General features: G+C 60.6%; 21 protein-coding genes. 12 read left to right on the top strand and 9 right to left on the bottom strand.

Annotated features, from left to right (window positions below):
* Positions 1-180 precede the first annotated feature (180 nt).
* Positions 181-1017: a tRNA cyclic N6-threonylcarbamoyladenosine(37) synthase TcdA gene (tcdA, locus tag PG900_RS17680; RefSeq protein ID WP_106551451.1), complete on the top strand. Its 837-nt coding sequence runs from the start codon at positions 181-183 to the stop codon at positions 1015-1017.
* A gap of 21 nt (positions 1018-1038) precedes the next feature.
* Here tcdA and PG900_RS17675 read toward each other — a convergent pair whose 3' ends face one another.
* Positions 1039-1473, bottom strand: a complete 435-nt coding sequence (locus PG900_RS17675) for a SufE family protein (protein ID WP_270831938.1) — start codon at positions 1471-1473, stop codon at positions 1039-1041.
* A 13-nt stretch (positions 1474-1486) separates the two neighbouring features.
* Positions 1487-2707, bottom strand: a complete 1221-nt coding sequence (locus tag PG900_RS17670; protein ID WP_270831936.1) for an aminotransferase class V-fold PLP-dependent enzyme — start codon at positions 2705-2707, stop codon at positions 1487-1489.
* 152 nt (positions 2708-2859) lie between these two features.
* On the opposite strand from PG900_RS17670, the gene rep reads away from it, so the two are divergent.
* Entirely contained in the window at positions 2860-4872 is a 2013-nt protein-coding gene (gene rep, locus PG900_RS17665) for a DNA helicase Rep (RefSeq protein WP_016352380.1), read from the top strand.
* 7 nt (positions 4873-4879) lie between these two features.
* Here rep and PG900_RS17660 read toward each other — a convergent pair whose 3' ends face one another.
* The 5 genes from PG900_RS17660 to PG900_RS17640 all read right to left on the bottom strand — a co-directional run bounded on the left by PG900_RS17660 (position 4880) and on the right by PG900_RS17640 (position 10942).
* Complete coding sequence (locus PG900_RS17660; protein WP_041216899.1) at positions 4880-7165, bottom strand: putative bifunctional diguanylate cyclase/phosphodiesterase; 2286 nt, start codon at positions 7163-7165, stop codon at positions 4880-4882.
* Between the two features lie 85 nt (positions 7166-7250).
* On the bottom strand, positions 7251-7706 hold the full coding sequence (locus PG900_RS17655; protein ID WP_024945508.1) for a c-type cytochrome: 456 nt from the start codon (positions 7704-7706) through the stop codon (positions 7251-7253).
* A 200-nt stretch (positions 7707-7906) separates the two neighbouring features.
* Entirely contained in the window at positions 7907-8935 is a 1029-nt protein-coding gene (gene tdh, locus PG900_RS17650) for an L-threonine 3-dehydrogenase (protein ID WP_270831934.1), read from the bottom strand.
* A 56-nt stretch (positions 8936-8991) separates the two neighbouring features.
* The gene (locus tag PG900_RS17645; protein ID WP_219255706.1) at positions 8992-10182 is read right to left on the bottom strand and encodes a glycine C-acetyltransferase; all 1191 of its coding nucleotides are present in this window, start codon (positions 10180-10182) and stop codon (positions 8992-8994) included.
* Positions 10183-10297: 115 nt separating this feature from the next.
* A complete protein-coding gene (locus PG900_RS17640; RefSeq protein WP_011707886.1) occupies positions 10298-10942 on the bottom strand; it encodes a TetR/AcrR family transcriptional regulator in 645 nt (214 codons plus the stop codon).
* Between the two features lie 156 nt (positions 10943-11098).
* On the opposite strand from PG900_RS17640, the gene rfaD reads away from it, so the two are divergent.
* The 6 genes from rfaD (at position 11099) to PG900_RS17610 (ending at position 18084) form a co-directional block, all read left to right on the top strand.
* Positions 11099-12055 (top strand): ADP-glyceromanno-heptose 6-epimerase, encoded by a 957-nt coding sequence (gene rfaD / locus PG900_RS17635; RefSeq protein ID WP_024945510.1) that lies wholly within the window; start codon positions 11099-11101, stop codon positions 12053-12055.
* A gap of 109 nt (positions 12056-12164) precedes the next feature.
* Complete coding sequence (locus PG900_RS17630) at positions 12165-13928, top strand: polysaccharide deacetylase family protein (RefSeq protein WP_270799577.1); 1764 nt, start codon at positions 12165-12167, stop codon at positions 13926-13928.
* Entirely contained in the window at positions 13929-15143 is a 1215-nt protein-coding gene (locus PG900_RS17625; RefSeq protein WP_270799580.1) for an O-antigen ligase family protein, read from the top strand.
* Entirely contained in the window at positions 15140-15805 is a 666-nt protein-coding gene (locus PG900_RS17620) for a glycosyltransferase family 25 protein (RefSeq protein WP_270831933.1), read from the top strand. Before PG900_RS17625 ends, PG900_RS17620 begins: the two co-directional genes overlap by 4 nt.
* 82 nt (positions 15806-15887) lie before the next feature.
* Positions 15888-16916: a glycosyltransferase family 9 protein gene (locus PG900_RS17615; protein WP_270799583.1), complete on the top strand. Its 1029-nt coding sequence runs from the start codon at positions 15888-15890 to the stop codon at positions 16914-16916.
* 55 nt (positions 16917-16971) lie between these two features.
* Positions 16972-18084, top strand: a complete 1113-nt coding sequence (locus tag PG900_RS17610) for a glycosyltransferase family 9 protein (protein WP_270799585.1) — start codon at positions 16972-16974, stop codon at positions 18082-18084.
* Here the strand turns inward: PG900_RS17610 and PG900_RS17605 are convergent.
* Both PG900_RS17605 and PG900_RS17600 read right to left on the bottom strand, forming a co-directional pair.
* Complete coding sequence (locus PG900_RS17605; RefSeq protein ID WP_242796922.1) at positions 18020-19087, bottom strand: glycosyltransferase family 9 protein; 1068 nt, start codon at positions 19085-19087, stop codon at positions 18020-18022. The two genes, PG900_RS17610 and PG900_RS17605, sit on opposite strands and share 65 nt — an antisense overlap.
* Before the next feature lie 166 nt (positions 19088-19253).
* The gene (locus PG900_RS17600) at positions 19254-20117 is read right to left on the bottom strand and encodes a YicC/YloC family endoribonuclease (RefSeq protein ID WP_042067209.1); all 864 of its coding nucleotides are present in this window, start codon (positions 20115-20117) and stop codon (positions 19254-19256) included.
* Between the two features lie 146 nt (positions 20118-20263).
* Here PG900_RS17600 and rph point away from each other — a divergent pair, with 146 nt between their 5' ends.
* The 4 genes from rph (at position 20264) to cueR (ending at position 24720) form a co-directional block, all read left to right on the top strand.
* Complete coding sequence (gene rph, locus PG900_RS17595) at positions 20264-20980, top strand: ribonuclease PH (RefSeq protein WP_039213069.1); 717 nt, start codon at positions 20264-20266, stop codon at positions 20978-20980.
* Positions 20981-21054: 74 nt separating this feature from the next.
* Positions 21055-21708 (top strand): orotate phosphoribosyltransferase, encoded by a 654-nt coding sequence (gene pyrE, locus PG900_RS17590; RefSeq protein WP_270799592.1) that lies wholly within the window; start codon positions 21055-21057, stop codon positions 21706-21708.
* A gap of 179 nt (positions 21709-21887) precedes the next feature.
* On the top strand, positions 21888-24320 hold the full coding sequence (locus PG900_RS17585; RefSeq protein WP_270831932.1) for a heavy metal translocating P-type ATPase: 2433 nt from the start codon (positions 21888-21890) through the stop codon (positions 24318-24320).
* A 10-nt stretch (positions 24321-24330) separates the two neighbouring features.
* The gene (cueR, locus tag PG900_RS17580) at positions 24331-24720 is read left to right on the top strand and encodes a Cu(I)-responsive transcriptional regulator (RefSeq protein ID WP_010635698.1); all 390 of its coding nucleotides are present in this window, start codon (positions 24331-24333) and stop codon (positions 24718-24720) included.
* Positions 24721-24837 lie beyond the last annotated feature (117 nt).

Here is a 24837-nt window from a genome sequence, read left to right as displayed (position 1 = left end):
GGGGTCGCGGGTTCGAGTCCCGTCCGCTCCGCCACTACTTAAGAAGCCCAGTCTAACGACTGGGCTTTTTTTCGTTTGCGGCACCGCACTCATTTTCCCTCACATCAACACCGCCATCATCCGATCATCGCCCCTGAGAGAGGTTGCCGCTATAATGGCGCCCTCAAGCAAGGTGGTGGTATGAAAGCAGAGTATCTACAGCGATTCGGGGGCATTGCCCGTCTTTATGGTCAGAGTGCGCTGCGCTCCTTCAGCCAGGCGAAAGTCTGTGTGGTGGGGATCGGTGGCGTCGGTTCCTGGGCGGCCGAGGCGCTGGCTCGGGCCGGCATCAACCAGATCACCCTGATCGACATGGACGACATCTGCATCACCAACACCAATCGTCAGATCCACGCCATGCAGGGCACGGTCGGTCGTCTCAAGACGGAGGTGATGGCCGAGCGCATCCGTGCCATCAATCCGGATTGCGAGGTGATCGAGGTGGATGACTTCGTCACCGCCGACAACCTGGACGAGCATATCAAGCGGGAGTTTGACTATGTGGTGGATGCCATCGACTCGGTCAAGGCCAAGGTGGCGCTGATTGCCTTCTGCAAGCGCAACAAGATCCCGGTGATCGTGGCGGGTGGCGCGGGCGGGCAGATGGACCCGACCCAGATCACCGTGGCCGATCTGGCCAAGACCATTCAGGATCCGCTGGCCGCGAAGGTGCGCTCCGACCTGCGTCGGCTGCACAACTTCAGCAAGAATCCGGCGCGCAAGTTCGGGGTGGAGTGTGTCTTCTCAACCGAGCAGCTGAGTTATCCGGATGGCAATGGCGGCACCTGCCAGGCGAAGGCGGCCAGCGACGGCAATATGAAGATGGATTGTGCCTCTGGCTTTGGCGCCGTGACGCCGGTGACGGCTACCTTTGGCTTGGTTGCCGCGTCCCGGGTATTGAAGAAGATTGCCGAGCGGGGAGCCCGTGCCGAGAAAGAGGCCGGGAATGAAGAAGCAGGGTCGATTGGCAAAGCCTAATCGACCACTGAACAAGGCGGGTTAGACTGCCTGCTCCCGGATTGCCAACACGATAGCTCTGAGCCCGTTGCCCCGCGACGGGCTCAAGTGTTTCTCAAGCCCCAGTTCGGTGAAATAGCCTTCCATGTCGAAGGAATGGATCGTCGCTGCAGATTGGTGGTTGAGCGCCGCCAGCACGATGACGATAAGGCCGCGCACGATGCGGGCATCGGAATCGCAGGCAAAGTGCCAGCAACCATCCTCGCTCTTCTCCCCCTTCAGCCAGGCCTGGCTTTCACATCCCTTGAGGCGAAATTCCTCCTGCTGCCATTCGCCGGGCAGTGCAGGCAACTGCTTGCCGAGCTGGATGATGAGCCGGTACTGGTTTTCCCAACCGTTTGCTGCTGCAAACTGCTGACGAATGCTATTTGCGTCGGGCTCAACGCCTATCCGGGTATAGGTTGCGAGGCTGTTCATTGGATTGTCTGCCTTAGAAGAAGTCACTGAGTTTGTGCAGGGCGGCCAGCAGGGTGTCGACATCGTCCCGATTGTTGTAGCAGGCCAGCGAGGCGCGCAGGGTACCGCCAATACCGAGTGATTCCATCAGCGGCATGGCGCAGTGATGGCCGACCCGCAGCGCGATCCCCTGCATGTCGAGCAGGGTGGCGGCGTCCTGCGGGTGGATATCCTCCAGCAGGAAGGAGACGGCGCCGGCGCGTTGGCGAGGTTCGCCGACCAGATGCAGCCCCGGCACCTGTTGCAGTCCGGCAACCAGATAGTCGGTCAGCGCCGCTTCATGGCTGGCCAATGAATCCTTGTCCTGCGCCATCACAAAGTCGATGGCTGCGGCGAGGCCGATGGCGCCGGCAATATGAGGAGTACCAGCTTCAAACTTGAAGGGCAGGGTGTTGAAGGTGGTGCCGGCAAAGCTGACTCTGTCGATCATCTCGCCCCCCGCTTGCCAGGGCGGCATCCGCTCCAGCAGTTCGGTGCGGCCCCACAGCACGCCGATCCCGGTCGGGCCATAGAGCTTGTGGCCGGAGAAGGCGTAGAAGTCGCAGCCGATGGCCGGTATATCCACCTCTAGATGGGCCACCGCCTGGGCGCCGTCGATCAGGGTCAGGGCCCCGACCGCCTTGGCAGCGGCCACTATCTCTTTGACTGGATTGACGGTGCCAAGGGCATTGGAGACGTGGGCCACGCTCACCAGCCGGGTGCGTGGCCCCAGCATGGCGTGATAGGCCGCCAGATCGAGATCGCCCCGTTCATCGAGGGGGATGACCCGGATCACGGCGCCGGTACGCTGGGCAATCAGCTGCCAGGGGACGATGTTGGCGTGGTGCTCCAGGGTGCTGAGCACTATCTCGTCTCCCGCCTTGAGCTCGCTCATGCCCCAGCTCTGGGCCACCAGATTGATCGCCTCAGTAGTGCCACGGGTCCAGATCACCTCGCGACTGTGAGGCGCATTGATAAAGCGGGCAACCGTCTCGCGGGCGGCCTCGAAGGCACGGGTGGCGCGGCCGCTCAGGGCATGGGCGGCGCGGTGTACGTTGGCGTTGTCGGCGCTGTAGTAATGTGCGATGGCATCCAGTACCACCTGGGGCTTCTGGGTAGTGGCGGCGTTGTCCAGATAGATCAGAGTGTGGCCGTTGACCTCTTGCGCCAAGGCCGGAAACTGGCTGCGCAGCCGAGCGTGCTGTTGCTGGTTCATGCTCCCCTCATATCATCTGGAAAAGTCGGTCATGATCCGGAAAATGGCGGTCAAACACAAGGCGCAGTGGCGGGATATTGCCTGCGGTTTCGGCTGCCTGCGGGATCTCTGTTACAATGCCGCCCCTCATCATAAGCCAAGAGATCCGGCCCATGAAGCTCAACCCCAATCAGAACGAAGCGGTCAAGTTTGTCTCCGGCCCTTGCCTGGTGCTGGCGGGTGCCGGATCGGGCAAGACCCGCGTCATCACCAACAAGATTGCCTATCTGGTACAGCAGTGCGGCTACAACGCGCGCAACATCGCCGCCGTCACCTTCACCAACAAGGCCGCGCGGGAGATGAAAGAACGGGTCGGCCAGACCCTGGGTCGCAAGGAGGCACGGGGGCTGATGGTCTCCACCTTCCACACTCTGGGGCTCGAGATCATCCGCCGCGAGCACAAGAGCCTGAACCTCAAGGCCAATTTTTCCCTGTTTGACGATACAGATCAGCTGGCGCTGCTGAAAGAGCTGACCGAGGCGGAGCTCGATAACGACAAGGATAAGCTCTCGGCCCTCATCAGCCAGATCTCCAACTGGAAGAACGACCTTATCCTGCCGGCTCGCGCCATGCGCATCGCCCGCGGCCCGGAAGAAGTGTTGTTGGCCCAGCTCTATGAGCGCTATCACCGCCAGATGGTGGCCTACAACGCGCTGGATTTTGACGATCTCATCGTGATGCCGACCCTGCTGCTCAAGAGCAATGAGGAGGTACGCACCCGCTGGCAGAACAAGATCCGTTATCTGCTGGTCGACGAATATCAGGACACCAACACCAGCCAGTACGAGCTGGTGAAGCAGATTGTCGGCGAGCGGGCCCGTTTTACCGTGGTGGGGGACGACGATCAGTCCATCTACTCCTGGCGCGGTGCCAAGCCGCAGAACCTGGTGCTGCTGAACGAGGATTTTCCCAGCCTCAAGCTCATCAAGCTGGAGCAGAACTACCGTTCCAAGAAACGCATCCTCAAGTGCGCCAATATCCTGATCGCCAACAACCCCCACGTCTATGACAAGGCGCTCTTCTCCGAGCTCGATGAAGGGGTGAAGCTCAAGGTGCTGTTTGCCAAGAATGAGGAGCACGAGGCGGAGCGTATCGCCGCCGAGCTGATGGGCCACAAGTTCATGAACCGCACCCGGTTCAAGGACTACGCCATCCTCTATCGGGGCAACCATCAGTCGCGCATCTTCGAGAAGGCGCTGATGACCAACCGCATTCCCTACCGTATCTCGGGCGGCACCTCGTTTTTCTCCCGCACCGAGATCAAGGACATCATGGCCTACCTCAAGCTGCTGGTTAACCCGGACGAGGACACCGCCTTCCTGCGGGTGGTCAACCTGCCGCGCCGCGAGATAGGCCCCACTACCCTCGAAAAACTGGGCCAGTATGCCAACCAGCGCGGCAAGAGCCTGTTTGCCGCCAGCTTCGAGCTGGGGCTGGAACAACACCTCTCCGGGCGCGGTCTATCCGCTCTGCAGGCCTTCACCAACTGGCTGGTGCGGCTCGGCGATCAGGCGCTGCGCGGCAATCCGGTGGAGGCGGTGCGGGACATGATCAAGGAGATCCACTACGAGGAGTGGCTCTACGAGACCTCTCCCAGCCCGAAGGCGGCAGAGATGCGGATGCAGAATGTCTCCACCCTTTACCGCTGGATCACCGAGATGCTGGAGGGAGATGAGCTGGAGGAAGCGATGACCCTGGCTCAGGTGGTTACCCGGCTCACCCTGCGTGACATGATGGAGCGCAACGAGGGAGAGGACGAGGCAGATCAGGTGCAGCTGATGACCTTGCACGCCTCCAAGGGGCTGGAGTTTCCCTACGTCTACATGGTGGGCATGGAGGAGGGCTTGCTGCCCCACCAGACCAGCATTGACGAGGACAACGTGGAGGAGGAGCGGCGCCTAGCCTATGTGGGCATCACCCGGGCCCAGACCGAACTGACTTTTACCCTCTGCAAGGAGCGGCGCCAGTACGGCGAGTCGGTGCGGCCGGAGCCGAGTCGCTTCCTGCTGGAACTGCCTCAGGACGATCTGGAGTGGGAAAACCAGAAGAAGGTGACGGCCGAGGAGCGTCAGCAGAAGGGGCAGGTCGGGGTCGCCAACCTGAGAGCGCTGTTCAAGAAGGATTGAGTGGCGGTTAGCCGCGCTCGTTCTTGGTCTGGGTGAGCAGGGGGGTGATATCGGCTCCGGGCATGGGCGGCGAGATATAGCGCCCTTGGCCCATCAGACAACCAAGATCGATCAGTTTCTGTAGCTGTTGCTGGTTTTCGATGCCTTCCACCACCAGGGTGAAGTCCAGATCCTGGCAGATGTCGCGCATGGCACGGATGAGGGCGAGATCCTTGGGTGACTGCAGCATGCGATGAGTGAAGCTGTCATCCACCTTGATGTAGTCCACCGGGAAGTGGAACAGGGCGTTGAGGGAAGAAAACCCGGTCCCAAAGTCATCCAGACTGATCTGGATACCCTTGGCTCTCAGTTCGTGCAACGAGGTGAGGGCATCGGAGTCCTGCCGTGACAGCTCCCGCTCGTTGAACTCGAAGATCAGATAGCCGGGGGCTATCCCCTCGGATTCGATGATTTCAACCAACTTCATGATCTGTTCATGGCTGACCAGATGCTTGCCGGACAAGTTGATGGCCACCTTGAACTTGCTCTGGCCTGACAGCGGCAGCCACTCCTTCAATTGTTGGCAGGTGTGGCTCAGGATCTGGTAGTCCAGCTCCTGAATCAGGCCGCACTGCTCCGCCAGCGGGATAAAGTCGAACGCATCCTTGAGTACCCCCTCTTCGGTGATCCAGCGGGCCATCACCTCCAGCCCGGTCAGCCGACTGTCCTTGAGCCGGATCACCGGCTGGAAATAGGGGACGATGCGCCCTTCGCGCAGCGCTCTTGCCAGCATCTCTTCCGGCGAGGCCCAGGTCTGGACCGAGCACTCTTCTGAATAGCTGACGATGCGACTGCGACCGTTGCGTTTGGCCTGATACATGGCCAAGTCGGCCTGATGAAGCAGTTGGCTGATGTCGGAGGTCTGTTCCGATACACTGGCCACCCCCAGACTGACCGTGATGCCCAGCTCGTTGCCCATCAGTCGAAAAGGGTAGGAGAGGCGGCTGATGATGCGGTTGAGCACCGGGCTGATATCCTCCTCGGTCTTACTGTTGTCCAGATAGATGACGAATTCATCCCCACCTAGCCTGGCCACCATGTCGTTTTGCCTAATGCAGGTCTGCAGGCGGCGGCTCATCTCCTTGAGCAGCTGGTCACCGGCGCTGTGGCCCAGAGTGTCGTTGACCTGCTTGAAGTGGTCCACATCGATGAAGATCAGCGAAAATCCGGGCGACTTGTAGCGGTGAAAGTGGGTCATGGCATGATTGAGGTGATTCATCAGCAGGGCCCGGTTGGGCAGCTGGGTCAGCGGATCGTGCAGGGCGTCGAACTGCAGCCGGCGTTCCAGTTCCTGATGCTGCTTGAGCTGCTTTTGCAGCCTGAGGTTGGTCTGACGCAACTGCTGCAGGCGCTGGTTGATGGAATCTTCCGAGTTGATGTCGTGCAGCTGCTGGCGGATCCGCCTCAGCTCCAGCAGCAGGGTGAGCTGGCTGCGCAGGAAGTCGAGAAACAGCCGGTCATCGGTTTCCAGCGGGTGCTGCAGGCTGATGAGAAAGTGGGCGAAGTACTGCTGCTGCAGACGCAGCGGTTGGCTGTACCAGTAGAGCTGCTCCTTGTGTTGTTCCATGTTGTTGGTGCTGTGGCACAACCCGGTGATGAACTCGTCGCTGTGGGGAGGTTGCTCCGGATAGATCTTCTCGAGCCGGTGGCTGTCGATGCGCACCAGCAACATGTCCTGAATGGCCAGCATCTGGCGCAGGACTGCCTCGAGCTGGGAGAACAGCGCCTGACTGGGCAAGGTGTTGGCCAGCCGGATGATGCGGTTGATGCTCTCGATCTTCTTCTGCCAGTCAGGGTCTTTGCGGATCAGCGGCGAGGCCAGCTCCGACAGCTGGGAGCCTGCCTGGGTCTCGTTCAACCGTTTGGCCAGGCACTCCAGCAACAGGCGCAGGGTTGGCAGCTCCTTGGGCTGGCAGCAGGCCAGCAACCACTGGACCTGACCATGCTCGACCGGCAGCGAGCACCAGCCATCGGCTTCATCGAGCTGGGTCAGTTGATCGGTGATGCGCGACTCTTCCAGCCCCAGCTGCAACTTGAAGCTGTCGGATATCTGGTATTCGCATACCCACTGCAGGCCGGCTTCCGACAAGCCGAGCATGCCGAAATGCTGCAGCGGGCAGAGCTGGTTCAGCTGCTGGATCAGGGTGTCGTAATCTTTGGAAGTGGCGGCGGAGGGGGCGGGGAAATCCATAATAGCGGAGACCAACGCCAGCAAGGGAGTCGAGTAATGGGGTGCTATTGGTTGCGCTGACATGAGTAACTCCCGGTTTGCCTACCCTACAAAGAGTAGCCGGAAGTCATCAGATTGAAAGGGCCGCAAATGCGGCCCTTTCAATCACTTAGAGCTTGTCGATCATGTAGTGAATGGCGTTTTCGATCTCTTCATCGCTACAGGTGGCGCAAGTTCCTCGTGGCGGCATCACACCGGTCTTGCCTGCGAAGCCGGCAATGGCGTGTTTCTTAAGCGTTTCAATACCTTGGGCGATACGTGGTTCCCAGGCGGCCTTGTCGCCACGCTTGGGGGCACCGGCGATGCCGGCATCGTGGCAGGCGAAGCAGGCGCCCTTGAACACGGCTTCGCCGTCGCGCGGACCAGATGCCGCTGCCGCCGCAGGGGCTGCGCCTGCGGTCGCAATCCCTTCCAGATCCTTGGCGGTATAGACTTGACCGACAGGCTTGATCCGCTCGGCAATTGCCTCCGGTGACATATCATCGGCAGCAAGCACCACGCCGGACAAACTGGCGGCCGTCATCCCGACCGCCAGCAAATAGCTCAGTTTTTTCAACACGCTCATGTACTCCCAGCAGGCTTTTATTATCCCTAGAAAACGACTGGATTATAACCGAATAGTTACAGCCATTTAAACGCTTGTGTGTGAAGTGTTAAGCACTCTGCGTGCAAAGTTTCTTCGTCAGATCACAAACTGGCGAGGCAGGCCCGAAAAAAAGAAACCCGGTTTTCACCGGGTTTCATCTCACGGGAGGGCCGAAAGGCTTATTTGTCCCAGCTGAGGATCACCTTGCCGGACTGACCTGAGCGCATGGCATCGAACCCTTGCTGGAAGTCGTCGATGTGGAAGCGGTGGGTGATGATGGGGGAAAGATCCAACCCGGACTGGATCAGGCTGGCCATCTTGTACCAGGTCTCGAACATCTCACGACCGTAGATCCCTTTGATAAACAGTCCCTTGAAGATCACCTTGCCCCAGTCGATGGCCATGGTGGCGGGGGGGATGCCGAGCATGGCGATTTTGCCGCCGTGGTTCATCTTGTCGATCATGTCCTGGAAGGCACTGGGTACGCCGGACATCTCCAGCCCCACGTCGAACCCTTCGGTCATGCCGAGTTCGTTCATCACGTCGCTGAGCTGTTCCTTGACTACGTTGACGGCGCGAGTAGCGCCCATCTTGCGGGCCAGCTCGAGCCGGTACTCGTTGACGTCGGTGATCACCACGTGGCGGGCACCTACGTGGCGGCAGACGGCGGCGGCCATGATGCCGATGGGGCCGGCGCCGGTGATCAGCACGTCTTCACCGACCAGGTCGAAGGAGAGGGCGGTGTGCACCGCGTTGCCGAACGGATCGAAGATGGCGGCCAGTTCATCGGGGACGTTGTCCGGCAGCTTGAAGGCGTTGAAGGCCGGGATCACCAGATACTCGGCGAAGGCGCCGGGGCGGTTGACGCCGACGCCTATGGTGTTGCGGCACAGGTGGGTGCGGCCGGCACGGCAGTTGCGGCAGTGGCCACAGGTGATGTGGCCCTCACCGGATACCCGGTCTCCGACCGCGAAGCCGCGCACTTCCTGGCCGATGGCGACCACTTCCCCGACGTATTCGTGGCCGACCACCATGGGCACCGGGATGGTCTTCTGTGACCATTCGTCCCAGTTGTAGATATGGATATCGGTGCCACAGATGGCGGTCTTGCGGATCTTGATCAGCAGGTCGTTGTGGCCGAGTTCGGGGGCCGGTACGTCCGTCATCCAGATGCCGACCTCTTTGTGCAGTTTGGAGAGCGCTTTCATGGTTGTTCCTTCACGATGAATGCAGAAAGAAGGGGCGCCAGGCCCCTTGATTCAAATCAGATGATGTCGAGTTCGCGGCCGATGCGGATGAAGGCATCGATGGCCTTGTCCAGTTGCTCACGGGTGTGGGCGGCGGACATCTGGGTGCGGATGCGGGCCTGGCCCTTGGGCACCACCGGGAAGGAGAAGCCCACCACGTAGATGCCGGCGGCCAGCATGCGGCTTGCCATCTCGGCGGCCAGTTTGGCGTCACCCAGCATCACCGGAATGATGGCGTGATCGGCCCCGGCCAGGGTGAAGCCGGCGGCGCTCATCCGTTCGCGGAAGTATTGGCTGTTCTCCTTGAGGCTGGAGCGCAGCGCATGCCCGTCGGCCAGCATGTCGATCACCTTGATGGTGGCGGCGACGATGGAGGGGGCCAGCGAGTTGGAGAAGAGATAGGGGCGGGAGCGCTGGCGCAACCAGTCGATCACCTCCTTCTTGCCGGAGGTGTAGCCACCGGAGGCGCCGCCGAGCGCCTTGCCCAGGGTGCCGGTGATGATGTCGACCCTGTCCATCACGCCACAGTATTCGTGGGTGCCGCGGCCGTTCTCGCCGATGAAGCCGACGGCGTGGGAGTCGTCCACCATCACCAGGGCGTCGTACTTGTCGGCAAGATCGCAGATGGATTTGAGGTCGGCAATGACGCCGTCCATGGAGAAGACGCCGTCGGTGGCGATCAGCTTGAAGCGGGCGCCGTCGGCGTCAGCCTGCTTGAGCTGGGCTTCCAGCTCGGCCATGTCGTTGTTGGCGTAGCGATAACGCTTGGTCTTGCACAGCCGTACCCCGTCGATGATGGAGGCGTGGTTGAGAGCATCGGAGATGATGGCGTCTTCGGCACCGAACAGGGTTTCGAACAGACCGCCATTGGCATCGAAGCAGGAGGAGTAGAGGATGGTGTCTTCGGTGCCGAGGAAACCCGACAGTTTCTGCTCCAGCTCCTTGTGCTGATCCTGGGTGCCGCAGATGAAACGGACCGAGGCCATGCCGAAGCCGTGGCTGTCCAGCCCCTGATGAGCCGCTGCGATCAGGTCCGGGTGGTTGGCCAGTCCCAGATAGTTGTTGGCACAGAAGTTCAGCACCTGCTCGCCGCCCACCGCAATCCGGGCCTGCTGGGCCGAGGTGATGACGCGCTCCTGCTTGTACAACCCTTCAGCCTGCACCTGCTCAAGCTGCTCGGTCAGGTGACGATAGAATCCGTTAGACATCCTCGATCCTTATTGGCTATTTCAGCTGATTATCAACAATGGGCAGTATTTTACTGCAATCTGTTGCGGTGAATTCAAATGATTGTGCTGACATTCAACAATTGTGAAACAGATCTCACCCGGCTGGTTGGGCCAGTTGACGATAGTGCTGTTCCAGCTGGCGGATCTGGTCGGCCACCTGGGGCTGCACATAGGGGCGCAGCAGGAACAGTACCCGCAAGACGCCCTGATAGAGCAACGGCTTGGTGATGCGGGTGTTGGGGGCCTGGGCAATCTGGAACGGGATCCAGCAGGTGACCACCATCTTGATGGTCTGGCCCAGATCCGGCAGATCCTCGTCGCTGACATTTATGATGCCGCCCTCGCGCAGGCTTCTGAGCAGGGCCACCACGGCGGCGCGCAACTGCTCCTGGGCCTTGAGGTATTTCTGCTGCAGCGGCTCATCGCGGCTGAGGATGTCCGGCAGATTGGCGTAGAAGAAGCGGAACTGCCACATCAGATAGAAGATGGCATCCAGATAGCCCATCAGGTTTTCCAGCTTGATCTCGTCGCTGCGTGCCGGCGTGAAGCTCTCGCTCAGGTGGCGGGCGTACTGGTCGAAGATGGAGTGGATGATGTCTTCTTTATTGCGGAAGTGGTAATAGAGGTTGCCCGGGCTGATGCCCAGATGGGCGGCAATGTGGTTGGTGGTGATGTTGCGCTCACCCTGATCGTTGAACAGCTCGGTGGCGCTGTGAATGATCCTGTCTCTGGTTTTCATCGCTGTTCCCTCTGCCGGGCCCCTGGCCGGTGAAATCGTCAAGGTCGAATCCCCTTGCGGCCCGTGATAAACTTTTCGGCAATTTCAAATTGGCTCACTATACACAGCTTTAACAGGCAGTCACACGTGGCCATCAACGTACGCGAGGCAAACTCCATGATCGTAGTAACTGGCGGTGCTGGCTTTATCGGCAGCAATCTGGTCAAGCAGCTGAACGCTCAAGGACGGACCGATGTGGTGGTCATCGATGACCTGACCGACGGCACCAAGTTCGTCAATCTGGTCGATCTGACCATTGCCGATTACATGGATAAGGATGAGTTCCAGGCGCGGATCGTCTCCGGCGACGAATTTGAAGAGTGGGATGGCGGCATCGAGGTGATCTTCCACGAAGGCGCCTGCTCCGCCACTACCGAGTGGAACGGCAAGTTCATCATGGAGGTCAACTACGAGTACTCCAAGGATCTGTTCCACTACTGCATCGAACGCGAGATCCCGTTTATCTACGCCTCCTCTGCTGCAACCTATGGCGGGCGCAACGACAACTTCATCGAAGATCCGAAGTTCGAGCAGCCGCTCAACGTCTACGGCTACTCTAAGCAGCTGTTCGACCAGTACGTGCGTCGCTGGATGCCGGAGATCAACTCCCAGGTAGTCGGTCTCAAGTACTTCAACGTCTATGGCCCGCGCGAGCAGCACAAGGGCTCCATGGCCTCGGTTGCCTTCCACCTCAATACCCAGGTGAAGAAGGGCGAGAATCCCAAGCTGTTCGAAGGCTGCGACGGTTTCCCCAACGGCGGCCAGATGCGCGATTTCATCTATGTGGATGACGTCTGCAAGGTGAACCTCTGGTTCTGGCAGAATCCGCAGCACTCCGGCATCTTCAACTGCGGTACCGGCCGGGCCGAACCGTTCCAGAACGTGGCCGAAGCGGTGATCAAGCATCATCAGAAGGGTGCCATCGAGTACATTCCCTTCCCGGATCACCTCAAGGGCCGCTATCAGAGCTTCACCCAGGCGGACATGACCAAGCTGCGCGGCGTCGGTTATGACGCCGAGTTCAAAACCGTGGCCGAAGGGGTCGCGGATTATATGGCGTGGCTCAACCGCTAACGGGTGAGCTTTACACCGCCATATGCAGACAAGCCGGAAGCAGGCCATACCTGCTTCCGGCTCTGTTGTTTGTCACGGTTTTTCTCAGTTTCTACCGGGTAACCACGCAATGAACATATTGATGGCACTCTCCCAGCTCGAAGTGACGGGCGCTGAGGTCTATGCCACCACGGTCGGTAACGAACTGACCCGGCGTGGCCACCAGGTTTTCTATGTCTCGGACACCCTGACCAAGCCCACTCTGGGTGAGGTGTTCAAGCTGCGATTCAACAAGCGCAGCATTCTGCGCCGCTTCTGGCACGTCTTTTACCTCATCTATTTGATCAAGAAGCATCATATCCAGCTGATGCATGCCCACTCCCGTGCCTCCGGCTGGAGCAGCTATGTGGCCTGCAAGCTGACCGGCACCCCCATGATCACCACGGTGCACGGTCGCCAGCCGGTGCATGCCTCCCGCAAGGCCTTCCATGCCCTTGGGTTCAGGGCGGTTGCCGTTTGCGAGGATATCGCCCACCAGATCATCGACAACCTTGGCGTTGACCCGGCTATCGTGCAGGTGCTGCGCAACGGCATCGAAACCGACAAGTTCCAGCCTGTGCCTGCTCCGACCAATGCCAGGCCGGTGATCGCCATCATAGGCCGGCTGAGCGGCCCCAAAGGTGAGCTTTGCTATCGGTTGCTGGATGAGGTGCTGGATCTGGATGCCTACCAGGTGAAGGTGGTGAGCGGCAGCCAGCTGCCGGCGCGTTTCCAGCGTTTTCAGGAGCGGGTCGATTTCGTCGGCTACGTGGAGGATGTCCCTGCGCTGATGGCGCAATGCGATCTGGTGATCGGTGCCGGTCGGGTGGCGATGGAGGCCCTGCTCTGCGGTCGTCCCGCCTTTGCCATCGGTGAAGCCAAGGCCACCGGGCTGGTGACCGAGCAGAATCTGGATGAGGCGTTGGCCAGCAACTTCGGCGATATTGGCCCCCAGGATCTGGCGATCGATTTTGCCGCACTGAAGGCACAGATTGCCCCGGCGCTGGCCAGTGGCACCGTTTCAGCCACAATTCGTCAGCGCATTCAGGCCGAATATGGGTTGGCGGGAGTCGTCTCCGGCCTGGAATCCATCTATCAGGATGCGGTGGTCGAGACCCTGCGCCGCGAGATGCCGGTCATCATGTATCACCGCTTCATCGAGCATGACAGCGAGAAGGGGGTGCACGGCACCTGGATGCCGATCGTCATGTTCGAGAAGCACCTGCGCCTGCTGAAGTGGCTCGGCTATGAGACCCTGACGTTCCGCGATCTGGCGGACAAGGGCTTCATTCACCGGCTGCAGTACGGCAAGAAATACCTGATGATCACCGCCGACGACGGCTATCAGGACAACCTGACCCGCATGCTGCCTCTGCTGGAAAAGTATGGTTACAAAGCCGTGGTATACGTGGTCACGGGGGAAGGGTATAACCGCTGGGACGTGGAGCATGCGAGCAATCCGGACACCCGGGTGGACTTGATGAATGGCGAGCAGCTCAAGGCGCTGGCGGCCTCCGGTCATGTGGAGATCGGCGGGCATACCCTGACCCACCCCAGGTTGAGCAAGCTTGCACCCGAGCAGCAAGCTCATGAAATCCAAGAGAACAAACGACAGCTCGAAGCCCTGCTCGGCCACCCTCTGCTGTCGTTCGCCTACCCTTATGGGGATATGGATGAGAGTGCCAAGGCGCAGGCGATGGCGGCGGGCTACCGTTTTGCGGTTGCCACCAATAGCGGGCCCAGAGCCATGCACCAGGACCCTTTCCGGATCCGCCGCATTGCCATTTTCCCGCGTACCGATGTTTTTGGCCTGTGGCGCAAAATCCGGGGTAACTATGTCTTCAGGAAGTCTTGATTGATGCTCAGCAGAAGCCTTGCCTTGCTCGATAGAACAACCACAGCCCTGTTTGCGCTGACCATCCTGTTCTCCTTTTGCGGCCTGTTTCTGGCCCCTTTCGGCCAGAGCATTCAATCCAATCTGCTGGCCGTGACCGGCATATTCGGTTTGTTGAATTACTTTGTCGGCAAACAACGGGATGTGGGGCTCAAAGACCGTCGCATTCTCTGGGGGCTGCTGGTCTATGCCGCCATGATCTTCATCAACCGGTTGATCCACGGTGATCAATACGGAGTCATGCGCGGGCTGTTTTATGTCGTCGTCTTTGCGCTGATGATGCCGCGCAAACCCGTGCTGCTGATGCTGGGGTACCTGGCCATCGTGCTGGGCGGGATGGGATTGGGCATCCTCAGCATCTGGCAATACCAACACGGCATTGCCAGGGTGGAAGGGTTTACCAACGCGATCCTTTTCTCGCAGGCTGCGCTGACGCTGGCCATCCTCAACTGGTTTGTCTTCCAGCAAAAACAGTTGCCTGGATGGTTGAGGGGGGGGAGCCTGTTTGGCTTGATTGCTGCCCTGTTTGCGCTTTATCTCTCCCAGAGCCGGGGGGTCTGGCTCGCCTTCGGGATTATTCTTGCCTACGTCATCTGCTACAAGGCCTACTTCAAACCGTGGAAATACATTGCGGTAGCCATACTGTGTACGGCAACAACGGGCGCCATTTATCAGACCAACCAGCTGGTTCAGGTTCGGGTCGCAGAGGCAGTCTCGGATCTCAACTCGGCAGAAAAAGGTTCGTACGACTCATCGTGGGGCTTGCGCGTCATTGCCTGGCAGAGTGCCTGGTTGGGATTTTTGGATTCACCTGTGGCAGGGGTGGGCACGGATGGTTTCAATGCATTGAAACAGGCCCAGATCGATAATCATCAGATATCTCCCCTGATATTTCATCCGGCGCTGGTCCATTCACATAATCAATATATGCAGAATCTGGTCGTTCGCGGCAGCATAGGATTTATTGCACTGGTTATCTTTCTTGGTCTGCCGCTCTATCTGGCGGCGAACAATATAAGCAGAATTTCGGCGGGTGTGCTGGTTCCCCTCGCATTTGCCATTAACTCCCTAAGCGATGTGCCGTTTGAGCATCAAGGGGTGCTTTATCTGTACACGCTCAGCCTGGTTTTCATCTGGTTTGCCCATGAGTCTAAAAAGGATACCCGCACGTCATGATTCCGGTTTTTGTCATCAGTTTGGCTCGCAGCGTTGAGCGACGGGCGATGGTTGTCCAGCAGATGGCGCATCTGGGCATAGATTTCGAGTTTGTAGATGCAACCGACGGGAAGGCGTTGAGCAATGCCGAGCTGGCCAAGGTGGATTTGGAGCTGGCCAAAGAAGTGTGTGGCCATGAACTGAGTTTTGGCGAGATCGGTTGTGCCATGAGCCATATCCGAGTTTATGAGCGCATCGTCGCCGAGGGTATTGATCGCTGCGTGGTGCTCGAGGATGACATCTACCTGCACATGCACAGCAAGGCGATCATCGAGACGATAGTGCACTCCTGTCAGTCCGAGATCGTCTTCCTGCATCATGGCAAAGCCAAACGCTGGCCATTCCTGTCATCCCTGCCCGGCGGCTACCGGCTTGCCAGATACCTGACGCCCAGCCGCTCCTCCAAGCGAGGAGTGCTCTCTACCGCTGGGTATGTGCTGACCCTGGCTGGGGCGAAAAAATTATTGCAGTGCGCCTATCCGCTGCGGATGCCCTCCGACTATCTGACCGGTCGCTTGCAGCTCAACGGCCTGTCTGCCTCCGGGGTGGAGCCCTGCTGTCTGGATGTGGATCTGTTCACCACCACTATCGATGACAGAGCCTACGGTCACTATCTGAAATAGCACTGGGCGTGCCGGCGGCGGTTGTTGGTCGGCTGCCTCGCCAGCTTTGCCGACGCTGCTGGCCATACAAGCTGGATAACCCATGAATCTCAAGAAGTTGCTTACCCACTCCATTGCCAGATGGCTGATCGGCAGAGCGCCTGACGCCGCCCCATGCCCCGCCGGGGCGGAGGTGAAGCGGGTGCTGGTGGTAGGTTATGACGCCATCGGCGATTTCATTCTCACCCTGCCCGCCATTGCCCGGCTCAGGGAGATCTACCCCGCCGCGCGCCTCGAGCTGGTGTGCAGCCAGCGCAACCAGCTGCTGGCGGCGTCGGTCGCCGGGATCGATGAGTGTCACGTGCTCACCCTGAACGACACCCTGTGGCCGGCGAGCATGTGGTGCAAGCTGCGTGAACTCAGGCAACGGCAGTATGACCTGGTGATCAATCTGTTTGACGAGCCCGACGATATCGCCATGGCCAAGTTGCTGTTGCTGGCCAACGGGCGCTTGCAGTCGCTGCCCCTGCGCTTCAAGAGCGAAGGGCAGCAGAAGTTGCTGCCGCTGTTCAACCAGAAGGCCACCATAGTGTCGTCACTCCCAGTCAGGGCTCACTTCGTCTATCGCATGCTCAGCGTGGCTGGTGATGCAGCTGGCGTGCCGGCCACAGTACCATCGCCTTGCAACGAGCAGCTCGATACCGGCGCATATGGCCGCTATCTGCTGGTCAACCTGACGGGCAGCCAGGTCGGCAACTCGATGACGGAGGCACAGATCGACGGGATCCTGGCCCAGCTGCCGACCTACCAGGGGATCTCCTACCTGGTATTCTCCAGGCAGCCCGTGGCGTGCCCGCGGCAGGACATGAGAGTGCTGTTTCCTGACACCATTCTCGATGCCGCCAAGATCATCAAGGATGCGCGAGGGGTCATCTCGACCGATACCTCCATCATCCATATCTCCTCTTCCTTCGGGGTGCCCACCCTGGTGTTGATGAACAACGAGCGCTGGCGCGATGCCTTCATTCCGCTGGCGGGTCGCAATATCATCCTGCGCTCGACCACGGACAAGCTGGCGGCCCTGTCACCGGCGGAGATCAGCCGCCAGGTCGATGCCCTGATGGCGCTCTAGTCGCATCAGGCTGTTATCATCCTTTTTCCAACTCAACGGCCCTTCTGGTGGATTCATGTCATTAATCAACGATCTGCAACTCCAGCGTGACATTCTTCGCCGCAAGCTGGGACAACTGCTGTTCGATCGCAAGCGGCCGGCCCCGCAGCATGAGCGCAAGGGGAAGATAGTGTTGCTGCGCTGGGATGCCAAGCTGGGCGATGCCATCGTCTCATCCTGGGTGGCCCGCGAAATCAAGCGCGCCAGCCCGGAGCGGGAAGTGTGGATCGTCACGACTGCGGCCATGGCTCCCCTGTTTCGCGATCATTTCGGCATGGACAAGGTGATAGAGGTGCCCAAGCGGCCTGGCTATGGCCAGCTCAAGCGCCTGGCGCACTCGCTGGGGGAGGTGGAGTGTCTGGTGCACTTTGGCAAGATGCTGAAAATGAAGGACATCTACTTTATCAGTCAGGTGAGGGCGGATTGGGTTGCCGGCATGGACGACGCCTTGCAGGCGGTCAACCTCAAGCTGGGCAAGGCCTCCAGCGGCATGCACTTCTCCGACAAGTTCGCCCTGCTGTTGCAGCGACTTGGCGTGAGCAATCCGGACCAGCAATACATAGTCCCGACCATGAGCCCGCCCGATGCGCTGGCCAGCTGGTGGCCGGCAGAGCCGGTACTCTGTTTCAACCCTTACGGCAGCGGTAGCTCTCGCCGCCTGCGGCCCGAGCTTATCAGCCAGATGCTTGAGCAGATGCTGGCGGCTGGATCTTGCGCCATCTGCCTGCTCTATCCACCGGGTATGGAGGAGGAGGTGGCCGGGATCCGGGCCGGCTTGAGCCGACCGGAGCGCCTGCTGCTGTCACCGGATGCACCCTCGCTGGCCGGGTTGTTCGCCCAGTTGCGCCAGTGTCAGGGGCTGATCTCGGTGGACACGGCGACGGTGCACATCGCCGCCGGGTTGCACAAGCCCATTCTTGGCCTCTACAACCCGGACATAGGGGGTGGCAACGAGAACTTCCTGGAGTGGCACCCCAACTCCCCGTCAGCCACCGTGCTGTTCTCGACCAATACCTGGGAGCAGGATATCAACTCCCTCGATCTGGCCGAGTTCGAGCGTACCTTCAGGGCGTGGCTGCTTGCCAACCAGGCAGCGCTGTCAGCCGTTCAATCACCAGCTCGGGAGTGATGGCGCGCAGCAGGGCTTCGTCGATGAAGTCCTTTTCCGCGTTTTGCGGCAGCTGGAAATCGGGTCCCTTGGCATCGAACACATCGATGGCCTGATAACGGGGGTGGTTGACCGGGTTGGCGATGATCTTGTCGCCACCGGGAGCCACTATGGTCAGCAGGGGCAGGTCGATGGCCTGCGCCATGTGACGGGGGCCGGTGTCATTGCCGACAAACAGCCGGCAGTGGGCGAACAGCCCCACCAGTTCCCGTACCGAGCGGGTCTTGATGTGGTCGAAGACGCTGGCTTGCAGGGCGGCGGGCAGCAGCGGTTTCAGGCCGCGGTTGTACTCCTCTTCCCCCGGCCCGCAGTAGATCAGGATCTGGGCGTCGTGTTGCTCGATCAGCCACTGGGCGACCTTGGCGAAGCAGTCGATGGGCCAGCGCTTGTAGTGCCCGAGCGAGTTGACGCCCATGGCGATCAGCGGGCGGCTCAGGTCGACGCCGGCGGCCAGCAGGGCATCCTTGCCTTGTTGCTTCTCTTCTACACTCAGCCAGAGGTAGTAGTTGCGATCCTCGCTGGCCAGCTTGAGCGGCTTGAGCAGCGAGAAGCGGTCGTCAACCAGGGTGCTGTTGCCCTGGAATTCGGTGTCCTTGCGAAAACGCACGATACGGTTGTGGCCGAGCCGCCAGGGGAAGGAGTCAAAGCCGATGCGCAGGCGGGCACCGGAGAAGAGGCAGCTAAGCAGGCCGATCATCTGGCCCTGGCTGTTGACCACCACGTCGTAGCGCTCGCGGCGAATGGCCAGCAGCAGATCCTTCATGTAGCGCCACTGGTTGCGCCTGGCCTTCTCGATGATGATGAGCCGATCGATATTGGGATTGCCCTGCGCCATACCCGCGCAATAATCCATGACCAGATAGTGAACCTCGCCGCTTGGGTCATTCTGCTTGAGGTTGTTGCACAGCGCGGTGGAGATCAGTACATCCCCTATCTGTTTGGTTTGAACTACAAGGTATTTCATAAGGCAGGCCTCAACAGAGGTCATGGTTGATCGTCAGCGTGACAGCATACCGCACAAGTGAGTCAGATGCTGTCGGTGCAACGTGAAAATCCGATCTGGCGCAGGCCGCCAACCGGGCACGTCGTCAAATGAAAGAAGCCCGTCGTTGACGGGCTTCTTGTATCGATTACTCGATGTTCTGAATTTGCTCGCGCATCTGCTCGATGAGCACCTTCAACTCGACGGCAGACTGGGTCACCTCGGCGTTGATGGACTTGGAGCCCAGCGTGTTCGACTCGCGGTTGAACTCCTGCATCATGAAGTCGAGACGACGGCCACAGGCGCCACCCTTCTTCATGATCTTGTTGGTCTCGCTGATGTGCATCTCCAGGCGATCCAGCTCTTCGGCCACGTCGATCTTCTGGGCCAGCAGCACGATCTCCTGCTCGATGCGGGCCGGATCCAGCTCCACCTTGGCTTCGGCCAGCCGGTCGGTGAGCTTCTGGCGCTGCCACTCGATGATCTGCGGCAGGTGCACGCGCACCTTCTTCACTTCTACCTGAATGCCGGCCAGACGCTGTTCGATCAGGGCCTTGAGGTTGGCCCCTTCGCTGGCACGGGAGGCGAGAAAATCTTCCATGGTCAGGTCAAATCCGCCGAGCAGCTCGGTGGCGACCGCATCCATGTCCTGCTCGGCGGCAGCCATCACGCCCGGCCAGCGCAGCACGTCGACCGGGTTGAGCTGGCCCTGGCCCGCCTCTTTCATCACCCAGTTGGCGCTGTCGATGATGAGCCTAGCCAGCTCTTCATTGATGTGCAGCTGGCTGGCAGCGGCTTGCGCGGCCTCAAAGCGCAGGTTGCATTCCACCTTGCCGCGCTGCAGCTTGGCGCGGAAGCGCTCACGCAGAACCGGCTCCAGGCTGCGCAGTTGTTCCGGCAGGCGAATGTAGGTCTCCAGATAGCGCTGGTTGACCGAACGAATTTCCCAAACGGCTGTGCCCCAGTCGCCCTTGAGTTCCTTGCGGGCGTAGGCGGTCATGCTGTGAATCATTGATTGTTCCGGGCTTGATGAAGTGTGGTGCCAGTATACTCAGCCAGCCCTGCTCCGTCAGCCGACAGCGTGGTTTTAGCGGCTGATATTTGGGCTGGGATCACTTATACTCCTGCGCCAATTCAGCCAGCCCAGAGGTCCGTCTCATGTCACGTCCCAGCGATCGTACTGCCGCGCAGCTTCGTCCGGTCACCATTACCCGCCACTTCACCAAGCATGCTGAAGGGTCCGTGCTGGTGGAATTCGGCAACACCCGCGTGCTCTGCACCGCCAGCGTCGACACCAGTGTTCCGCGCTTCCTGAAAGGGAAGAATCAGGGCTGGGTCACTGCCGAGTACGGCATGCTGCCGCGCTCCACCCACTCCCGGATGAACCGCGAAGCGGCCTCCGGCAAGCAGAGTGGCCGCACCCTGGAGATCTCCCGGCTGATCGCCCGCTCCCTGCGCGCTGCGGTAGACCTGACCGCGCTGGGCGAGCACTCCATCACAGTTGACTGCGATGTGCTGCAGGCCGACGGTGGCACCCGCACCGCCGCCATTACCGGTGCCTGCGTGGCGCTGGTCGACGCGCTGAACTGGATGGTCGAGAAGGGCATGCTCAAGCAGAGCCCGCTCAAGCAGATGATCGCCGCCGTCTCCGTCGGTATGTATGAAGGGGAAGCCATCTGCGATCTGGAGTACATCGAAGACTCCGCCGCCGAGACCGACATGAACGTGGTGATGACCGAAGATGGTCGCATCATCGAGGTGCAGGGCACCGCGGAGGCCGAACCCTTCACCCACGAAGAGCTGCTGGAGATGCTGGCGCTCGCCAAGGGCGGCATCGCCGACATCATTGCGCTGCAGAAGCAGTCACTTGCATGATTTTAAAAACGCGGCATTGACCGCGTTTTTTTATACCCCACGAAAGTAAACGACAAGCCAAGCAAGGAGCCAGAATGAAAGCCTACCAGCGTCAATTTATCGAGTTCGCCCTGGAGAAGCAGGTCCTCAAATTCGGTGAATTTACCCTGAAATCCGGTCGTAAAAGCCCCTACTTCTTCAACGCCGGTCTGTTCAACAGTGGCCGCGATCTGGCCCGTCTCGGCCGCTTCTATGCCGCCGCGCTGATGGATGCCGGTATCGAGTTTGATGTGCTGTTTGGCCCGGCCTACAAGGGGATCCCCATCGCCTCCGCCACCGCAGTGCAACTGGTGGAGCAGCACGACGTGGACGTGCCCTGGTGCTTCAACCGCAAGGAGGCCAAGGATCACGGCGAGGGCGGCAATCTGGTGGGCAACCCGCTCAAGGGGCGCATCATGCTGGTGGACGACGTCATCACTGCCGGTACCGCCATCCGCGAATCCATGGATCTGATCCAGGCCAACGGCGCCTCGCTGGCCGGCGTGCTGATCGCGCTGGACCGTCAGGAGAAGGGCAAGGGCGAGCTCTCCGCCATTCAGGAAGTGGAGCGTGACTACGGCGCCCACATCATCGCCATCATTCAGATGAGTGACCTGATTGCCTATCTGGAAGAGAAGCAGGCCGAGCAGCCAGAGCTGGCGGCGCAACTGGCTGCCATGAAGGCCTATCGCGCCCAGTACGGTATCTGAGTCGCAGTTCACACCGCGCAATAGTTGAAGGCGGCGCCCGTTGGCTCTCTGGCAGCAAACGGGCGCCGTTTTTTCATCTGCAAAAAGTGAGTCAGGTGGCTTGAGCTTACCCTTACAGTAAAGGTTAGGGTTTGTTGGTCGGTGCTCATTCTGGCCGACTGGTTCCGGGGAGGAACAACATGACCACTCATCTTCAATCACCTATTCATCTGCAGTTGCCGCTCAGCGGCATGAGCTGCGCCAACTGCGCCGGCCGCATCACGACCGCCCTCAACAAGCTCGACGGGGTATCGGCCACCGTCAACTTCGCACTGGAGCAAGCCGCCATCGACCTGGCCAGCCCCGACCGTTTGCCAGCGGTGCTGGAGAGCATCAAGGCGCAGGGTTACGACTACGGCAGCGAGACCATACTGTTTCAGATCACCGGCATGACCTGTGCCGGTTGCTCGGCCCGCCTGAACAAGATGCTGGCGGCGCTGCCTGGCGTCATCTCCGCCGACGTCAACTTCTCCATCGAGCAGGCCCGTATCGTGCTGGTCCCCGGGATACAGACGCCCGCTGGCCTGCGCGAGCAGATCGAGGCGCTCGGCTTTGGCGCCCAGCTGGCGCAGGGCTCGGCCAGCGGTCGCCGTCAGCAGTTGCTGGAGCGGGAAGCGCAGGAGGCCGCCAGCGCCCGTCAGGCGCAAACCCGGGTCATCGTCTCGGCCCTGCTGACCCTGCCGCTGCTGGCGGGCATGCTGGCCATGGCCGGTCTGCTGCCCTGGCATCTGCCCGCCTGGCTGGAGCTGGTGCTCGCCACCCCGGTGCAGTTCTGGATCGGGGCCCGCTTCTATCGTGGTGCCTGGCTCGCCATCAAGAACCGCTCCGCCAACATGGATGTGCTGGTGGCAACCGGTACCAGTGCTGCCTACTTCTACAGCCTCTATCTGCTGCTCAACCTGGGGATGGCCGCCAGCGGCCAGCTCTATTTCGAGGCAAGCGCCATCATCATCACCCTGATTTCCCTCGGCAAGTTGCTGGAGGCTCGGGCCAGACGCAGCACCCAGTCCGCCATTCGCGAACTGATGGCGCTGCGGCCGGAAACCGCTACCGTCTGGCGTGGCGAGAGCTGGCAGAGCGTCGCCATCGACGAGGTGCTGCGCGGCGATCGGTTGCGGGTACTGGTGGGTGAGAGGGTGCCGGTGGATGGCAGAATCGTGAGCGGCGAGAGCGAGCTGGATGAGTCGATCCTCACCGGCGAGAGCCTGCCGGTACCGCGCGGCGAGGGTGACAAGGTGCTGGGCGGAGCCATCAACCGCTCCGGCGTGCTGGAGATTGAGGCCACCACGGTGGGGGAGGACTCCAGCCTCAGCAAGATCATCGCACTGGTGGAAAACGCCCAGATGGGCAAGGCGCCGCTGCAGCAGCTGGTGGACAAGGTCTCTGCCGTGTTCGTGCCGGTGGTGATGGCCATCGCCCTGTTCACCCTGCTGGTGTGGTACGCCATCAGCAACGACTTCGGTCAGGCGCTGCTGGCGGCGGTGGCCGTGCTGGTGATCGCCTGTCCCTGTGCGCTGGGGTTGGCGACGCCGGCGGCCATCGTCACCGGTACCGGGGTGGCGGCGCGCCACGGCATTCTGATCAAGGATGTCGATACCCTGCAGAAGGCCCACGCCATCAAGGCGCTGATCTTCGACAAGACCGGTACCCTGACCCAGGGCCGGCCGGTGCTGGCCAGCTGGAGCGGCGACGACGAGCAACTGCGCCTCGCCGCCGCCCTGCAGCAGGCGAGCGAACACCCGCTGGCGCTGGCCATGCGCGAGGCAGTCGGCAAGGAGGCCATGCTGCCCCAGCCGGAGGCGGTGGAAGTGCGGGTCGGTGCCGGTATTGTCGGTCAGGTCGCCGGCCACACGGTCGCCATCGGCAATGGTTCTTTGCTGGCCCAGCTCGGTATTGAACCGCCACAACAGGATGAACAAGCCGCCGACGGCGCGACCCGGGTCTGGGTGGCCATCGACGGCGTGGTGGCCGGCATAGCCGCGCTGGCCGATACCCTGCGCCCCGAGAGCCCGGATGCCATCGCCACCCTGCGCCAGCGCGGCATCGCCAGCTGGCTGGTGAGCGGTGATGCGCCGGCGCCGGTGGCCCATATCGCCGCCAAGCTGGGGCTGGATGGGGCCTTCGACTCCGTCCTGCCAGCCGGCAAGGTGGAAAAAGTGGAGGCGCTGCGGGCGCAAACCAGCGGGCTGGTCGCCATGGTGGGGGACGGGGTGAACGACGCCCCGGCACTGGCGGCGGCGGATGTGGGCATCGCCATGGGCTCCGGCTCCGACGTGGCGATGGAGACCGCCTCCATCACCCTGATGCGATCTGACCCGCGGCTGGTGGCTGATGCCATCGACATCTCGGCGGCCACCTGGCGCACCATCCAGCAGAACCTGTTCTGGGCCTTTGTGTTCAACATCATCGGCATTCCGCTGGCGGCGCTGGGTTACCTCAGCCCCGAGTTGGCGGGGGCGGCCATGGCATTGAGCAGCATCACAGTCTTGAGCAATTCCCTGTTATTGAAGCGTTGGCAGCCGCGGGCACTTGCCCAGGTCAGCCACCATGTCAGCACAGAATCGAACCGTTAAGGAGTCATCCATGAACATCAGCAAGGTAGCCAAGGCGACGGGACTGACCGCCAAGACCATTCGCTACTACGAGAGCATCGGCCTCATCTCGGCGCCGGTCCGCAGCGACAACGGCTACCGCAGTTACACCGAGGGGGCGCTGCGCGAGCTGCGCTTCGTCAAGCGGGCGCGGGAGACCGGTTTCAATCTGGAGGAGTGCCAGGAGCTGCTGGCACTCTATCGGGACGAGCACAGAACCAGCGCCCAGGTGAAGAAGCTGGCGCAGGAGAAGATCGTCGATCTGCGCGCCCGCATCGCCGGCTTGCAGGCCATGCTCAGCTCCCTCGAGGGGCTGGTCGGCTGCTGCCACGGGGATGAAAACCCCGAGTGCCCGATCCTCGACGAGCTGGAGCGCGGCTGAACCGTCTCTGCCGGCAGGTTGGGCCTGGCATCATCGACTGACTAACCGCTTAATAACGGACGTTTTATTGTTGGCTCCGAAGGGGTAGTGGTAGACTGTGCGGCTCTTGTACAGGGA

The organism is Aeromonas sp. QDB03, assembly GCF_027707985.1.
Taxonomy (GTDB): Bacteria; Pseudomonadota; Gammaproteobacteria; order Enterobacterales; family Aeromonadaceae; genus Aeromonas; species Aeromonas hydrophila.
This window is presented reverse-complemented; position numbering and strand designations above follow the sequence as displayed.

Coding starts and splice junctions, on each gene's coding strand:
- tcdA (WP_106551451.1), top strand. CDS start 181: ATGAAAGCAGAGTATCTACAGCGATTCGGGGGCATTGCCCGTCTTTAT.
- PG900_RS17675 (WP_270831938.1), bottom strand. CDS start 1,473: ATGAACAGCCTCGCAACCTATACCCGGATAGGCGTTGAGCCCGACGCA.
- PG900_RS17670 (WP_270831936.1), bottom strand. CDS start 2,707: ATGAACCAGCAACAGCACGCTCGGCTGCGCAGCCAGTTTCCGGCCTTG.
- rep (WP_016352380.1), top strand. CDS start 2,860: ATGAAGCTCAACCCCAATCAGAACGAAGCGGTCAAGTTTGTCTCCGGC.
- PG900_RS17660 (WP_041216899.1), bottom strand. CDS start 7,165: ATGTCAGCGCAACCAATAGCACCCCATTACTCGACTCCCTTGCTGGCG.
- PG900_RS17655 (WP_024945508.1), bottom strand. CDS start 7,706: ATGAGCGTGTTGAAAAAACTGAGCTATTTGCTGGCGGTCGGGATGACG.
- tdh (WP_270831934.1), bottom strand. CDS start 8,935: ATGAAAGCGCTCTCCAAACTGCACAAAGAGGTCGGCATCTGGATGACG.
- PG900_RS17645 (WP_219255706.1), bottom strand. CDS start 10,182: ATGTCTAACGGATTCTATCGTCACCTGACCGAGCAGCTTGAGCAGGTG.
- PG900_RS17640 (WP_011707886.1), bottom strand. CDS start 10,942: ATGAAAACCAGAGACAGGATCATTCACAGCGCCACCGAGCTGTTCAAC.
- rfaD (WP_024945510.1), top strand. CDS start 11,099: ATGATCGTAGTAACTGGCGGTGCTGGCTTTATCGGCAGCAATCTGGTC.
- PG900_RS17630 (WP_270799577.1), top strand. CDS start 12,165: ATGAACATATTGATGGCACTCTCCCAGCTCGAAGTGACGGGCGCTGAG.
- PG900_RS17620 (WP_270831933.1), top strand. CDS start 15,140: ATGATTCCGGTTTTTGTCATCAGTTTGGCTCGCAGCGTTGAGCGACGG.
- PG900_RS17615 (WP_270799583.1), top strand. CDS start 15,888: ATGAATCTCAAGAAGTTGCTTACCCACTCCATTGCCAGATGGCTGATC.
- PG900_RS17610 (WP_270799585.1), top strand. CDS start 16,972: ATGTCATTAATCAACGATCTGCAACTCCAGCGTGACATTCTTCGCCGC.
- PG900_RS17605 (WP_242796922.1), bottom strand. CDS start 19,087: ATGAAATACCTTGTAGTTCAAACCAAACAGATAGGGGATGTACTGATC.
- PG900_RS17600 (WP_042067209.1), bottom strand. CDS start 20,117: ATGATTCACAGCATGACCGCCTACGCCCGCAAGGAACTCAAGGGCGAC.
- rph (WP_039213069.1), top strand. CDS start 20,264: ATGTCACGTCCCAGCGATCGTACTGCCGCGCAGCTTCGTCCGGTCACC.
- pyrE (WP_270799592.1), top strand. CDS start 21,055: ATGAAAGCCTACCAGCGTCAATTTATCGAGTTCGCCCTGGAGAAGCAG.
- PG900_RS17585 (WP_270831932.1), top strand. CDS start 21,888: ATGACCACTCATCTTCAATCACCTATTCATCTGCAGTTGCCGCTCAGC.
- cueR (WP_010635698.1), top strand. CDS start 24,331: ATGAACATCAGCAAGGTAGCCAAGGCGACGGGACTGACCGCCAAGACC.